General features: G+C 45.4%; 16 protein-coding genes. 8 read left to right on the top strand and 8 right to left on the bottom strand.

The features are described from left to right. Positions 1-11: 11 nt before the first annotated feature. A complete protein-coding gene (locus tag ICN22_RS06595) occupies positions 12-1679 on the bottom strand; it encodes an AMP-binding protein (RefSeq protein WP_216169480.1) in 1668 nt (555 codons plus the stop codon). Positions 1680-1715: 36 nt separating this feature from the next. Beyond that, positions 1716-2279: a phosphorylase family protein gene (locus tag ICN22_RS06590; protein ID WP_216169479.1), complete on the bottom strand. Its 564-nt coding sequence runs from the start codon at positions 2277-2279 to the stop codon at positions 1716-1718. A gap of 11 nt (positions 2280-2290) precedes the next feature. Between ICN22_RS06590 and ICN22_RS06585 the strand changes: the two genes are divergently transcribed. Beyond that, positions 2291-2809 carry an adenine phosphoribosyltransferase gene (locus ICN22_RS06585; protein WP_216169478.1) on the top strand — a complete coding sequence of 173 codons (519 nt, stop codon included), beginning with the start codon at positions 2291-2293 and terminating at the stop codon, positions 2807-2809. A gap of 22 nt (positions 2810-2831) precedes the next feature. On the opposite strand, the gene ICN22_RS06580 is transcribed toward ICN22_RS06585, so the two are convergent. Genes ICN22_RS06580 through ICN22_RS06560 form a run of 5 tightly spaced genes read right to left on the bottom strand, consistent with a single transcriptional unit; the run spans position 2832 to position 4599 of the window. Next, positions 2832-3113, bottom strand: coding sequence for a YqjK family protein (locus ICN22_RS06580; RefSeq protein WP_216169477.1), 282 nt, complete (start codon positions 3111-3113; stop codon positions 2832-2834). Continuing rightward, positions 3110-3481 (bottom strand): phage holin family protein, encoded by a 372-nt coding sequence (locus tag ICN22_RS06575; protein WP_216169476.1) that lies wholly within the window; start codon positions 3479-3481, stop codon positions 3110-3112. Before ICN22_RS06575 ends, ICN22_RS06580 begins: the two co-directional genes overlap by 4 nt. A gap of 6 nt (positions 3482-3487) precedes the next feature. After that, the gene (locus tag ICN22_RS06570; RefSeq protein WP_216169475.1) at positions 3488-3823 is read right to left on the bottom strand and encodes an ElaB/YgaM/YqjD family protein; all 336 of its coding nucleotides are present in this window, start codon (positions 3821-3823) and stop codon (positions 3488-3490) included. A gap of 30 nt (positions 3824-3853) precedes the next feature. Next, complete coding sequence (locus ICN22_RS06565) at positions 3854-4303, bottom strand: Smr/MutS family protein (protein WP_216169474.1); 450 nt, start codon at positions 4301-4303, stop codon at positions 3854-3856. Further along, complete coding sequence (locus ICN22_RS06560; RefSeq protein ID WP_216169473.1) at positions 4303-4599, bottom strand: hypothetical protein; 297 nt, start codon at positions 4597-4599, stop codon at positions 4303-4305. Before ICN22_RS06560 ends, ICN22_RS06565 begins: the two co-directional genes overlap by 1 nt. Before the next feature lie 334 nt (positions 4600-4933). Here ICN22_RS06560 and ICN22_RS06555 point away from each other — a divergent pair, with 334 nt between their 5' ends. The 7 genes from ICN22_RS06555 (at position 4934) to ICN22_RS06525 (ending at position 12275) form a co-directional block, all read left to right on the top strand. Next, on the top strand, positions 4934-6250 hold the full coding sequence (locus ICN22_RS06555) for an amidase (protein ID WP_255533885.1): 1317 nt from the start codon (positions 4934-4936) through the stop codon (positions 6248-6250). 71 nt (positions 6251-6321) lie between these two features. Beyond that, positions 6322-7314 carry a Bug family tripartite tricarboxylate transporter substrate binding protein gene (locus ICN22_RS06550; RefSeq protein ID WP_216169472.1) on the top strand — a complete coding sequence of 331 codons (993 nt, stop codon included), beginning with the start codon at positions 6322-6324 and terminating at the stop codon, positions 7312-7314. A gap of 28 nt (positions 7315-7342) precedes the next feature. Next, positions 7343-8863: a class I adenylate-forming enzyme family protein gene (locus tag ICN22_RS06545; protein WP_216169471.1), complete on the top strand. Its 1521-nt coding sequence runs from the start codon at positions 7343-7345 to the stop codon at positions 8861-8863. A gap of 10 nt (positions 8864-8873) precedes the next feature. Next, positions 8874-9659: a citryl-CoA lyase gene (locus tag ICN22_RS06540; RefSeq protein ID WP_216169470.1), complete on the top strand. Its 786-nt coding sequence runs from the start codon at positions 8874-8876 to the stop codon at positions 9657-9659. Positions 9660-9661: 2 nt separating this feature from the next. After that, positions 9662-10399: an SDR family oxidoreductase gene (locus ICN22_RS06535; RefSeq protein WP_216169469.1), complete on the top strand. Its 738-nt coding sequence runs from the start codon at positions 9662-9664 to the stop codon at positions 10397-10399. Positions 10400-10402: 3 nt separating this feature from the next. Next, positions 10403-11230: an SDR family NAD(P)-dependent oxidoreductase gene (locus ICN22_RS06530; protein WP_216169468.1), complete on the top strand. Its 828-nt coding sequence runs from the start codon at positions 10403-10405 to the stop codon at positions 11228-11230. Between the two features lie 82 nt (positions 11231-11312). Further along, entirely contained in the window at positions 11313-12275 is a 963-nt protein-coding gene (locus ICN22_RS06525; RefSeq protein ID WP_216169467.1) for a Bug family tripartite tricarboxylate transporter substrate binding protein, read from the top strand. Positions 12276-12448: 173 nt separating this feature from the next. Here the strand turns inward: ICN22_RS06525 and ICN22_RS06520 are convergent, their stop codons facing one another. Further along, the gene (locus tag ICN22_RS06520) at positions 12449-13855 is read right to left on the bottom strand and encodes an amidase (protein WP_255533884.1); all 1407 of its coding nucleotides are present in this window, start codon (positions 13853-13855) and stop codon (positions 12449-12451) included. Positions 13856-13858 lie beyond the last annotated feature (3 nt).

Genomic DNA, 13858 nt, shown 5'->3' with positions numbered 1-13858 from the left:
TATTTGTTTGTTTATAAGTCGCGCAGATGACGGCGCAAGATTTTGCCCACATTAGACTTGGGCATTTCCTCAATAAAGGCAATCTTTCTGGGGCGTTTATAACTTGTCATTTGCTCTTTGCAATACTGAATGACTTGAGCCTCACTTAACTCAGGCTTATCCTTGACGATATAGGCCTTGACGATCTCACCAAGCTTGCGGTGCGACAGTCCAATAACAGCGCATTCTCTTACGCCAGGCATTTGAGAAATCACTTCCTCGATTTCATTGGGGAATACTTTATAGCCAGCAACGACGATCATATCTTTCTTGCGATCCACAATCTGTACAAAGCCATCAGGACTCATGATGCCGATATCGCCAGACTTAAAATACCCCTCTGGCGTAATAGACTTCTCAGTCTCTTCAGGTCTATTCCAGTAACCTGCCATCACCTGTGGACCCTTGATGCAAATTTCTCCAGGCGTACCGAATGGAACTTCTACTCCGTCATCATCCAATATCAATACATCAGTACTTGGCACTGGCATGCCAATGGATCCCGTAAATTCTTTTACAAATGGTGTGTTCACGCAAACCACTGGAGAAGTTTCCGATAAGCCATATCCTTGAGCAATCGGCACCCCCATCATTTTTTGCCAAAGTTCAGCGGTCTTCCTTTGGACCGCCATGCCACCGCCAATGGTAACCAAGAGATGGGGTAACTTGACTTGACTAAATTCTGGACGATGTATCAGCGCATGAAAAAGCGTATTGACGCCTGGAAAAATATGGATATCAGGGTGTTTCATCAGCAGCTTAATAAAGCCCGTAATATCACGAGGATTAGCGACCAATAGTAACTTGGCACCCTTGCGCATTCCAAGTAGACCGCAGGCGGTCAGCGCAAAGATATGGGTCATGGGCAAGGCACATAAAAATACTAATTGCTGTTGACGATTTTTTAAAGCGGGCTCAAGCCAAGATTCGATCTGAATGATATTGGCTAAGATATTACGGTGTAATAAAACTGCGCCTTTAGAAACCCCTGTCGTGCCGCCCGTATATTGTAAAAAAGCAATATCATCTTGGCTTACGTTTGGTTTAGTAAAGCCATGGCCAGAGCCAATTTTGAGTGCTTGATTCAATTTGACGCAAGGAAAGTTCCAATGCGCAATCAGCTTTTTAATATGGCGAGCAATCAAATTGATGATGACGCCCTTCGGACCCAGACTCTCACCTATGCTACTTACAATCACTTTCTTTACAAGCCCTTGATTGGCAATCTCCTGATACACGTACGCAAAGTTTTCTAGCATCACCAAGACTGACGCACCACTATCTTGGAGTTGATGCTCTAGCTCACGAGCCGTATAGAGCGGATTGATATTGACCACGACAAAGCCTGCACGAAGAGTCCCTAGCATTGCAATGAAGTATTGCGGCACATTCGGGAACATGATGGCGATACGCGATCCTGATTCAAGACCTAAAGTTTGTAAATACGAAGCGAAGTCCTTAGACAGAATGTCGAGTTGACGATAGTTGATGGAGTGCCCCATCGACTCCATTGCTACGCGATTGGGATAATGATTAAAAGATTCTTCTATTAATTCAGCGATAGATGAATGGCCCGCTAAATCAATCTCACGGGGAACGCCTTCGAGATAATTTTTAAGCCAAGGTTTTTGAGTGTTCATTTGCTTAAGCAATTGGGGGATTATGTTGGGTGCGTCTTAAGCACTTAACAGCTCTTTGAGCTTTTCTAGATAGAGTTCTTGGCCATGGTTAACGCGATGAGTCCATTCGTTGCCTGAGTCAGCGTTAGCATCATCAGTCACGTACTTAAATGATTGCCATGGAATATTTGATTGAAAGGCAATATTGGCAATCGCAAATAATTCCATATCCACCACATCAACCCCCTGCGATGTTAACCAGGGGTCATGCGCCGTCACAAAGCTATCGCCAGTCCCGCAAGTATGATCACCGCCAAGTGATAAGTATTGAGATGGCTTTGCGCAGAATGGGGTTTGACCTCTAGGCGCTAAAGGGGCCGTCATCATGTCGCGTTGTATTACTTTACCGATTTCTAATAAGCCTTGTAGAGCAGAGTTAATTTTTCCTACGGTACCGAAGTTCACTATCCGCTTTGGCTGATATTGATGAATAGCCTGAATACTGGCAGCGGTTGCATTGATTTTACCAACTCCAGAGTACACAATATCTACACCCGCTGGCAACGCGCTTTTATTCAGCTCGGACTCTAATGCGGTAATAATGAGTAATTGTGTTTTCATATCATCCAATCATGAATTTATTAGATTATCTACCCGGAGTCCCCGACTTTCCTAAGCCAGGAATTCTCTTTCGGGATATCTCCCCTTTATTGGCTAATCCGAGTGCCTTTAAGGAGGCTACGCTAAAACTAGAGGCACTTGCACAGCAGTTTGATTACAGCCATATTTTAGGCATTGAATCACGTGGCTTTATCTTCGGCAGCGCCCTCGCCTATCAAGCCAATAAAGGCCTCGCTTTGGCCCGAAAACCCAACAAGCTGCCATTGGCCAGTCATCGAGAATCCTATGGTTTGGAATACGGCTCTGATTCTCTGGAAATTCAGGAATCTACTTTGCCGTCCGACTCGCGGGTGTTGATTGTGGACGATGTACTGGCTACCGGCGGTACCATCATTGCAGCCAGTAAATTACTTAAAAAGGCTGGCTTTAACGTTGCTGGCGCTCTCACGTTTTTAGAAATTGCCGGTTTACATGGTGGCGATGTCCTAACTCAGAACGGAATCGCTAATAGGACAGTCTTTATTGCCTAGAGCGGGTCTTATAAAAAGGCTCTTACAAAAGGCTTTTAGCGCCTTTGAGAAGCTTGACAGTGCCCCAGCCTACTGCGAGTACTTTACTGGCAAGCTTAGGTTTATAGTGCGCTAGTACAGCGAACGCACTAGTCCACAAGATCGGTGTGCTCTTCATAAAATTAAATGCATCTATACCCTTATCAGCCCATGACAAGGGCTTTTCTATAGGCTCAAAATGCAAGGCAAAATCAGCACGCTCTTGTGCTGCCCGCTCCTGCAGCACTTTTCGCCTAGCTTGAAGTTCAGCTAGCGTTTTACTCATTGTTTTGAGAGCTCCTGGCGGTCTTTAGCCAACTCAGCAATCGTTGCCTCGAATAATTTGGGCATAGTTTTGAGTGAGCGCAAAACTACCAGCGCCAAAATAACACCTACGGCTAAGAAACCACTGGTTAGTAGGCTCAGCGCCAAGACCCGATCAGTCTCCCAGCTATAAATCACAATGAGTAAGGCCAGCATCACCAAGCCAAAGAACAAGAAAAACAATGTAAAGATCACCATCACTAACAGACTCAAGAACTTAGCGCGCGCAATCTGCACATCAGTAGAGATCAACTCCAGACGCGTCTGCGCAATGGATGCTCCGGTGGAGACGAGATTCTTTAATGAAGATAAAAGGTTTTCTTGTGACATGAATTTCTAGCGACGACGAATGAATAGGCCGATTAACAGTCCAAGACCCACAGCGACACCTACTGCCTCCCAGGGGTTTCGATGGACAAACTCATCAGTGCGCTCGGCAACGACTTTAGCCTTTTCAGTCACAGTGCCCTCAACAGAGGAAAGACTTTCTTTTGCGCTGTTGAGTGTATCCAATGCCTTTGAACGAATTGCACCAAGTGAGCCATCATCATGGGTTGCCGTTGCCTTGATGAGATCCTCAGCATCTGCCATAAGCGCCTTAAAGTCACTTATCAAATCTTCTGAATGGATCTGAGCATCCTCCTGTGTACTTATGGGTTTTTTAGTAGTCATAATTCTATTCTAAGCAATTGATCCCAAAGATCACAGTATTAATACCGTCATCCCGGCGTTTCCCTCTTTAAAGTGTTTGAGATAAGCTTTTAATCCAGGCCTTCTTCTCAAAAGCGCATGGTAAGCCTCGCTACCAAATGCGGTTTGTTCGCCAAAGTGATATTCATCAACACGGTCTGAGAAATAGTTATTTTCAAGGGCGTCATGAACTGCCCACTTGATCTTGCCACCCTCGCCACTAGCTCCATAGCCATGTATCAGGATGATTGCCTTAATACCGACCTCAGATGCTCGACGCAATCCAATAGTCAATCGATCCAAAGCCTCCTGGGCACTTGGACTATCGAACTTTAAATTCAGCACCATCGTGTCGCTATGCGGAATAGGAAGCTCCTCAGCTCCGCATTGACGACATTCTCCGAGCATTCCTCGGGGATTGCCACATTCTGGACACTCAAATGAATGGTTATCAATCGCCATTAAGAACAATACTTTGCTTCTAAAGCCGCTGTTGAATTGACCTGATCATCAACCATCCGGTTTAGGGTCATTTGCGCCGTATCTTTATTCTCTTGAACTTTTAGATTTAAGTTAATCAATCCGGCTACATCCTTACGAATGGATGTGTTGCCATAGCGTAAGCCCTTCAATGTAGAAACCGCTTCGGCAGAAATCTTGCATTGCTGACTCAGCAACTCAGAAGAATCTGATGATGTATTTGCGTATGCCAATGCAGCTACGGAGATTGAGACAACGGCCAATAGAGTCTTCTTCATCTTATTTCCTTAATTTGTGACCACATGTTGGACAACAACCTAAATCTTTTGCTTTTGTTTTTCTTAAGGCGGCATAGACGCTAGATTCTGAAATTTCCATCTTTCTAGCGGCCTGAGCTGCGGTCATTCCCTTCCCTATCCAATCTAAAGCTTGATGTGTTTTTGGTATCGCCCTTCTCATTTAACCTCCTTTTGAAATACTATACTACAGAAGTTGTGAAGTTGTGAAGTAAAATATATTTGTTGTTTTTTTGATGCTGACTGACTGGAAAATAGGCTAAAAAAAGTGAATGGATGGGGTATAAAGTACAAACCGTAGATCAGAGACAATCAAATGACCATGAAAATACAAAATAGCCTTGTACAAGCTTGCGAGCTCATTCAAAAGGAGCAGCTTTCGGTCGATGAATATTTGGGGCAATGCGTAGTGCAGGCAGATGCATTGGAACCGACATTAAAAGCGTTTACTGTCAGAGCTTCATTACCTACCCTAATACAACAATCAGGCTCGGGCCCACTAAGAGGCATTCCAGTGGCGATTAAAGATCTGATTGATACAAAAGATTTCATAACAAGCTACGGCTCACCCATCTATCAAGATTTTGTGCCTAGTGAGGATGCGGAAATAGTCAAAAAAATTCGCAAATTAGGTGGGGTTATCTTTGGCAAGAGCGTCACAACAGAATTTGCATGGCGTAAGCCGGGAGCCACAACCAATCCATGGAATAGTGGCCATACCCCAGGAGGATCTTCAAGCGGCTCTGCAGCAGCCGTTGCAAGCGGGATTGTGCCGCTGGCAATAGGATCACAAACTGCTGGGTCCATTATTAGGCCCGCCTCTTATTGTGGAATCGTTGGATTTAAGGCGAGCTATGGAGCAGTTCCACGCCAAGGAGTCCATCCCGTCTCTGGCTCACTAGATCACATCGGCTTTTTTACCAGATCCGTTGTAGATGCAGTTTATGCGTTTAATTTGCTGAAAAATTCCTCAACACAAGAGGATGATTCAATTGAGATTCCTGAGCTTATTCTTAAACCAGTGAATGTAGTTTTAGATCAGCAGAAACCCCGCTTTGCTATTCTCAAGTCTCCATTCGATGAATTGTTAAGCCAAGAACAGGTAGATACCCTAAAAAATGCGGCAGCCTCATTAAAGGCCTCAGGCGCCAGTATTGAAGAATTATCGTTACCTCAGACTTATTGGGATGGAATTGAAGCATTGGCAGTACTGATGTCGTGTGAGGCTGCGGTAGTCCATAAAAAACATCTTGAGCAGTTTCCTGAACTGCTGGGCGCAGATATAAAAGAATTGATTGAAAAGGGAAATGCGTATTCGGAAAGGGATTATCTGGAAGCTAAAAATCTGCAGATTGCGTTACGTAAGTCCATCGGCAACTATTTTGAGCGTTTTGATGCAATCTTGGCACCTCCTGCAACCGGCGAGGCGCCAAAAGGTCTCAGCTTTACTGGAAATCCGATCTTTTGCTCTCTTTGGACTTTTATCGGTACTCCAGCCATTGCGCTACCGCTAGGCAAATCCAGCAATGGACTTCCACTAGGTGTTCAGCTCATCGGCGATTACCGTGCAGATGAAAAATTAGTCAATATAGCCGCGTTTGCTGAGGCAATCTTTAAGACTTCACACAACTAGCGGTGTTATAAATGAAGCAAGGTCAGATTTGAGTCTGACCTAAGAAAAGAACTGAATTCAGGAGAAGCGTAATGTCCTTATATTTCGAGAAGCGTAGAGGCTTTCTTGTATTACTTACTGCCCTAGCCTGTTGTGCGGTAGGAGTAGCAAACGCTCAAACCAACGCAAGTTGGCCTGATAAGCCTATCAAGATCATTGTTGGCTACTCCGCTGGAGGGGCTACAGACATATTGGCACGTTTAGTAGCCGTAAAAATGGGTAACACCTTGGGCCAGTCAGTGATAGTAGAAAACAAGCCTGGTGCCAATAGTAATGTAGGCGCAGAAATCGTTGCACGGTCACCGGCTGATGGTTATACCCTTTATGCTTTTTCAATTGCCAACACCATCAATATGTCGCTATATCCAAAACTCGGGTATGACGCACTTAAAGATTTAGAGCCGATTGGAATGATTGCCAAGATCCCCAATATTTTGGTAGTTAATCCTAATCTTCCAATCAAAACAGTTGCGGACTATGTGCGCTACGCCAAAGAATCAAAAGATGGCGTGACTTTTGCATCCTCTGGCAGCGGCTCATCCATTCATCTCTCCGGTGAAATGTTTAAGATGCAATCGAAAATCCAAATGCTGCATATCCCTTATAAGGGTAGCGCTCCTGCGGTCACGGATTTATTAGGGGGTCAGGTCGATTCCATGTTCGATAACGCCCCTTCTGCAATGCCTCATATTCAGAGTAGTAAGTTACGTGCAGTTGGCATTACCAGTGCACAACGATCCCCATTGCTGCCTGAGGTACCTACACTTGCCGAGTCTGGTTACCCCAATTTTGACGTGCAGTCATGGTTTGCCTTGGCCGCTCCTGCTGGAACTCCAAAGCCGATTATCGAAAAGCTCAATGCTGCACTAAATAAAGCCCTCACAGCACCAGATGTGCGTCAACGCCTCCAAGAGTTGGGTGCTACACCTGAACCTGGCTCGCCAGAGAAAATGCGTGACTTTGCAACAGCTGAAGTAAAACGTTGGCGTGAAGTAGTTAAGGCATCTGGCGCAAAAGCCGAATAAAAGACACCCGAAAGAAGAAAGTCCCCGCATGTTTCCAATCGACTTCTTTTGGAGAGCTTCTTTGCGCTGGCCAAATCGTACAGCCATTGATGCGCCTACTGGCCCGATTAGCTATGAAGAATTGGCCTCCAAAGTGAAGGCGCTTGCTAGCGCCCTTGTGGAATTGGATCCTCATCTTCAAAGCCGCGTGGCAATTTGCTCTGGCAATAGTGCGGAGCACATCATCGCCCTATTGGCAATACTTGCCTCTGGCAAAGTATGGGTTCCGCTCAACCCTAAAAGTACCCGACCTGAAATACGACGCATCATCGACATTACAGAACCCAGTCTCATCATTCATGATCAAGCCTTAGGTGAATTATTAGCCGATGCCCCAGGTATTTTTATTCTGACCAGCATAGATGATGGGCAAGCATTAGGCAAAACGATGGGTAGCCTGATTCAGGGTCACGATGGCGCCCCACTCCCGTCATTTGACTTACCTTTAGATGCCACTCAAGCAATCAAATTTACTGGCGGTACTACGGGCACCCCAAAAGGAGTAATGCAACCCTATCGCGCCTGGCTAGCTAATATTGCTAACCAGATTCAGTCATGGGGCTTTGATGAGCATGAAAGATATATTGTTGCTGCACCGATCACTCACGGCACATCTACTTACATTTTGCCCATTCTTGCGCAGGGCGGATGCCATGTCATATTGGACGGAGCTGGTGCTGAAGTGGTTCGCACAGCCTTTAGAGAGCGAGGTGGAACTGCTTCCTTTATGCCACCAACACTGCTGTACATGTTGATGGCATTACCCAATGCTTCACGCAAAGATTTTCCCATGTTACGTAGATTGATTTATGGTGGCGCTCCAATGCCAGCGGAAAAAGTGCGTGCTGTCCGTGAATTTTTTGGTCCTGTCCTCTGTACTACCTATGGTCAAACTGAAGCGCCTCAAATATTAACCGTCATGAAACCAGAGGATTTTGAAGATCCTCAAAATTGGGCTGCCGTAGGTTGCGCTACCTGGTTTACTGATGTCGCCATTATGGCGCCCGACGGTAGCTTCCTGCCCACAGGCGAAATCGGTGAGGTAGTGGCACGCGGAGATCTTCTCATGACAGGTTATTGGCGCATGCCAGAAAAAACTGCAGAGACGATCATTGGGGGCTGGCTACATACTGGAGATCGTGGCTTGATTGATCAGCGTGGCTACCTCTACTTAAAAGACCGTCTCAAAGATATTGTGATTACTGGTGGATTTAATGTGTATCCAGTCGATGTTGAAAATGCTTTAAGCCAACACCCCGCCGTTCATGAATGTCTTGTTTTTGGTATTCCGGATGATAAGTGGGGAGAAAGCGTGCAAGCAGCAGTACAACTTCGCCCTGGCCAGCAAGCTGATGAGGCAGCCCTAATTTCTTTTGTACGTGAACTCTTGGGTCCGGTTCAGACACCAAAACGCATCCACTTTTATGAGAGTTTACCTCGCTCCAATGTGGGCAAATTACTCAAGAGCGCCGTCCTCCAAAATATTCTCAACCTTTCAACACATTCTTAATTAAGCGATCATGACTAATTCATCTAGCAAAACACCAGTAACGAGTTTGTGCACTCATACCCTTACTAGCCTGCACTATCGAGATGCAGACCTTGTTGAAGATTTGATGGGCAAAAAAACGTTTACTGAAGTGATGTTGATGCAAATCTTAGGCAGGACCCCAAGACCAGTAGATATCCGAATTACTGACGTTGTGCTCATTGTCCTCATGGAGCACGGCCTCACACCTAGTGCAATTGCAACGCGATTGATTTACATGAGCGCCCCAGAAAATCTTCAAGGGGCGGTATCGGCTGGCTTGCTGGCTGTTGGGAGCTCTTTTATTGGCACGATGGAAAATTGTTCCGGCTTATTGGATCGAATTACAGCGGCAACTAATCCTGACGCCGAAGCACTAGACATAGCGAAACATTACAAAGCCATCAAGGCGGCAGTTCCGGGATTTGGACATCATCTTCATAAACCTGTGGACCCACGTGCATACAAATTATTAGAAATGGGTCGGGCTGAACCAGACCTCAAGGGTGATAAGATCCGCGCGCTGGAAATCTTATCGAAAGCCGTTGATACGGTAGCTGGTCGCCCGATTACGATTAATGCCACCGGTGCAGTAGCTGCCCTGCTGGGTGAGATCGGTATTCCGACTGCAGTAATGCGTGGCTTCGCTGTTATCTCACGCTCAGCAGGTTTGGTAGCCCATATTGTTGAAGAGCAACAAAGCCCCTCTGGCCGTTTTATTTGGGATACCGTTGAACATGCCATCCCCTTCGTGGATGGCGCCAATAAGATTGGCTAGGCATGGGCTCTCAAACCCAACTAGCGAGAGAATGCGTATTAATTACTGGCGCTAGCCGCGGTATTGGACGTGCAATTACAGAGCGCATGATTGCCGATGGTATGCATGTCATTAACTTTGACAAATTAGCTCCAAAAGAAAGCTCTACTCATGAGAGTTTCTATGAGGTCGATGTATCAAATGAAACTGTATTACGGAGTACGTTGATAGAGGCGACATCAAAGTATTCAATCACCCGCTTAGTCAATAATGCGGGTATCGTTCGCCCTGCCACAATTGAAAACACCAGCATTGAAGATTTTTATGCTGTGATGAATGTGAATGTTGCGGCAGCGATTATTTGTGTGCAGGAACTTCTCCCCACTATGAAAGCCGCTCATTTTGGACGGATTGTGAATATCTCTAGTCGCGCAGCTTTAGGCAAAGAAGAGCGTGTTGCGTATGCCACTTCTAAAGCAGGCTTACTGGGGTTCACGCGCACATTGGCTTTAGAGCTTGCGGCTGATGGCATCACTGTGAACGCTATTGGACCTGGCCCTATTGCAACAGAACTTTTTCAGAGTGCAAACCCTCCTGATGCACCTGCTACGCAACGTATTCTAGAAAGCGTGCCCTTAGGTCGCATTGGTCAACCAGAAGAAGTGGCGCATATGGTTGCCTCACTACTAGATCAGCGAGCCGGCTTTACTACCGGACAAGTGGTTTATGTTTGTGGTGGCATGACTGTAGGACTACATTAACAAATGAACCCAATCGCACATCCTCCTGGCTTACCAACCGATCTCACGGCTCGCACTATTTTTGTCTCTGGCGGCGGCTCTGCTGGACCTGGTTGGAGTATTGGTAGAGCTTCTTGTGTCACTTACGCCAGACTGGGTGCCAATGTCTGTGTAGTCGATCGAGATGCAGCCTCCGCAGAAGAAACCACTAAGATTATTCTGCAAGAAGGTGGCGTTGCTCAGACCTTTGTCGGCGATGTTTCTGAAGAAGATGAAGTCAAACGACTCTTTAGTGAAGCTCGCAATCAATTTGGACCTATTGATGTTTTGCATCACAACTTGGGCATCGGCAAAGTTGGCGGGCCCATGGAAACGAGTGCCGAAGATTTTGATCGCATTCATAAAGTGAATGTGCGCAGCCTCTTGCTGGCAGCTCAGGAGGTTTTGCCTGAGATGGCATCCAGAGGCACAGGAAATATTCTCGCTATTTCATCGGTAGCAGGCATGCGCTATTTAGGCTATCCGCATTTAGCCTATAGCGTCACCAAGGCAGCCAACAACCAATTTATTCGGATGATTGCTCAACAGTACGCAAATCAAGGCATACGTGCCAATACGGTAGTACCTGGTTTGATTGATACCCCACGCATTGCCAACACGGTAGCGAAGATGTTCTCTGAAAATAGTCTGGATGAGGCTCGTGCAGCTAGGGATAAGCAAGTTCCTATGGGTAGATCAGGAACAGCATGGGATGTGGCTCATGCCTGCGCCTTCCTGGTATCGGATGCCGCCGCTTACATTACAGGAACAGAACTGGTAGTGGATGGGGGTATTACCGGTAAATATACCTAACCAAACTAAGGGTCAGCACCCATTTCCCTGCTGGATCATATTGAGGTATTTTTTAACCTTATTCCAAATTAAAGATACTCTTATGAACCGCTTCCTACAATTAGGACTCCTGACCTGTTTCTGCTTATTTTGTAGCTTAGCAACTGCCTATCCAAATAAACCAATCACCATTATTGTTCCCCAAGCACCAGGTGGAACAAATGATATTGTGGGTCGAGTAGTTGCACAGCGGCTCGGTGAGCAAATCAAAGCCTCGGTGCTTGTCGAGAATAAACCAGGGGCTGGTGGCAATATTGGCACTCAGTTTGTTGCCAATGCACCGAAAGATGGTCATACGCTTTTAATGACGATTAGTAGTGCACAAGCGATTAATCCGGCCCTCTATAAAAACCCAGGGTTTGATCCAGTTAATGACTTTATTCCTCTTGCCATGGTCGGATCAGTTCCGAATGTTCTAGTAGTAAATGCTAATTTTCCAGCTAAGAATCTAGATGATTTTTTAAAGTTGGTTAAGTCAAAACCTCCGGAGACTTACCAATTTGCATCAGCCGGTAATGGGACCCTAAATCACCTCTTAGGTGAAATGCTCAATCAAAGCTACGGGATATCGTTGCAACATATTCCCTATAAAGGGGTTGCACCAGCACTCAATGATCTCTTGGGCGGACAAATTCAAATTGCTTTTGCTAGCTTGCCATCCGTTTTGCAATACATTAATACTCAAAAATTAGTTGCTCTGGGTGTGAGCTCTTCAAAGCGCTCGCCCCTGCTGCCCGACGTTCCATCCATATCAGAAAAGATTCCAGGCTTTTCTGGAACTCTTTGGATAGGTTTATTTGCACCCAAAGGCACGCCTAAGCCAGTGATCGATAAACTACAAAAGGAAATGCAGTTAACCTTGACCAATCCTGAGTTAAAAGAAAAACTGCAGGCCACTGGAGTAGAGCTTGCAAACATGACTCCAGCAGAATTTGCCAAACAACTTCAAGAAGACATTACGCGCTGGGCAAAGATCGTTAAAGCATCAGGAGCTTCTCTGGACTGAACTGTATTAATGCAATGTCGGATGGCAAAAAAATAGAGCCCCTTGGTTAGGGGCTCTTCTATGGTACTTGACAGAGACGCTACCTCCGCTAGCACGATTCGAACGTGCGACCTACACCTTAGAAGCTTTAAAAGAGGGTATTTGGGCTTAATTAGTTGGAATAGTTGCAGCAGTCAAAAGTGCTTTGGATAGCTGTTAATCCATGGTTGCGCTGCCTCAAAAGCAGAGGCAGCCCTAAAGATATCAGTCTCAGAATTAATCTTAGAAACTAGCTGCAACCCAACAGGTAATCCAGCCTGGGTAAATCCAGCAGGAATTGTGGCCGCAGGCTGCCCAGTCAAATTGAATGGGTAGGTGTAATAAACCCAAGAGACTATATTTCTATCCATTAAGTTTGGTGGGGTGTTAAGACCGGTATCAAATGCCGCGCAAGGTGTTGCCGGAGTAAGTAATAAATCAAAATTTTCGAAGAAAACTCTTACTTTTTCTCTAAACTCATATCTTTTAAAAACATTAGAGTAATATTCTTCCGAAGTTTGGCTTAGAGCATTATCTAAAACACTAGCTACGGCTGGATCTAGTAATTCACGCTGGTCTCTTAACGTATTTTTTAACCTAACTCCGACACCGGCATAAAATTCCGACATCCACAATTCAATTGGGTCAGACTCGAAAATTGAATCAATTTCGATAACATCACAACCTAGACCTTCAAAAATTTTAACTGCCTTCTCTAAAATTGTAGCAACCTCTTTATCAATACAAGCATATCCAAGCGTCTTACTCCAAGCAATCCGCATACCCTTAACAGGCTTATCACATGCGGCCAAAAAGTCAGGTACAGCCTCAGATAAAGAGAATGGATCGCGTCTATCAAAGCCGCTAATAGCTTTTAATAAAAGTGCAGCATCACGAACAGTGCGGGCTAATGGGCCAACGTGTGCTAGCGTAGGAGTAGCGGATACAGGGAAAATAGGAACCCGACCAAACTGAGCTTTAATTCCAAAAATACCTGTTAGGGATGCAGGTATACGTATTGACCCGCCCCCATCAGTTCCTAGAGCAATAGTTGTAATACCGGCAGCAATGCTCGCAGCTGCTCCAGCACTTGATCCACCAGGAGTTTTACTGAGATCCCATGGGTTGCAAGTTATTCCAGTTAAAGGAGAATCGCCTACCGCCTTACATCCAAACTCACTAGTAGTCGTTTTACCTATAAAACACCCGCCAGACTTAAAAAGCCTCTCAACAGATGGAGCATCATATAGGCCAATATTATTAGCCAAGGCTCTTGATCCTGAGGAGAAACGTACATCTTTTACTGATATTAGATCTTTAACCGAGATAGGAAGTCCATGTAATAAACCGAGAGGAGAGCCATTCATCACTGCCTGCTCCGCTAATTTTGCCTGATGCATCGCGACCTCAGGTGTGTAAGTAGCAAAACAGTGGAGTTTAGACTCCAAAGCCTCTACTTGATCGAGAGTCTCCTTCATTAATTCAACTGGAGAAATTTCTTTTTTTGTAATCGCTTTAGTTAATTCAATTGCAGATCTTCCATTAGCTATAGCATTCATCATTCA

The sequence above is a fragment of the Polynucleobacter bastaniensis genome (genome assembly GCF_018882205.1).
Taxonomy (GTDB): Bacteria; Pseudomonadota; Gammaproteobacteria; order Burkholderiales; family Burkholderiaceae; genus Polynucleobacter; species Polynucleobacter bastaniensis.
Note: the sequence above shows the minus strand (reverse complement) of the source record. Positions and strands in the feature narration are given on the sequence as shown.